This is a genomic window from Mesorhizobium sp. M8A.F.Ca.ET.207.01.1.1 (genome assembly GCF_004794715.1).
GTDB lineage: Bacteria > Pseudomonadota > Alphaproteobacteria > Rhizobiales > Rhizobiaceae > Mesorhizobium.
On sequence record NZ_SRUS01000162.1, the window covers coordinates 1 to 394 of the forward strand.

The 394-nt window shown below is 70.3% G+C and carries 1 protein-coding gene; it reads right to left on the reverse strand.

Annotation, left to right across the window (positions count from 1 at the left end; all coding sequences use genetic code 11):
* Positions 1-260, reverse strand: a 260-nt coding sequence (locus tag EN850_RS33995) for a sigma factor (RefSeq protein WP_281407304.1), incomplete at its 3' end; no start/stop codon positions are given.
* Positions 261-394: the final 134 nt, after the last annotated feature.

The following is a 394-nucleotide window of genomic DNA, read 5'->3' on the forward strand; positions in this document are numbered from 1 at the left end:
AGATCGACGTCTTCCAGTGGCGGCAGCGACGAGCGTGCGCGTGCATGCTCGCGCGCCAGGTTGGCGGCCACGGTGAACAGGTAGGCTTCCGGATTCTCGACCGCATCGGCGTGCTCGCCGGTGCTGCGCAGCAGGCGCAGGTAGACCTCCTGTGCCAGGTCTTCGGCATCCTCGCGGGCCGAGCCGCGGCGCAGGAAGAAGCCACGCAGCAGCCGGCGCCGCAGTTCGTAGCGCTGCTCCCAGATCCTCACGCTGTTCACGGCCGGCCAACCCTCCGCAGGCTGGAAAGCCCCGCAGGGTGACGGTCGTCGATGACAGGGGCGTTTCAGCGAGCGGCGGGCAACCGCTAGACTGCCGCCCCCGCCACCGCGGCGACCCGCACAAGGAGTGCTCC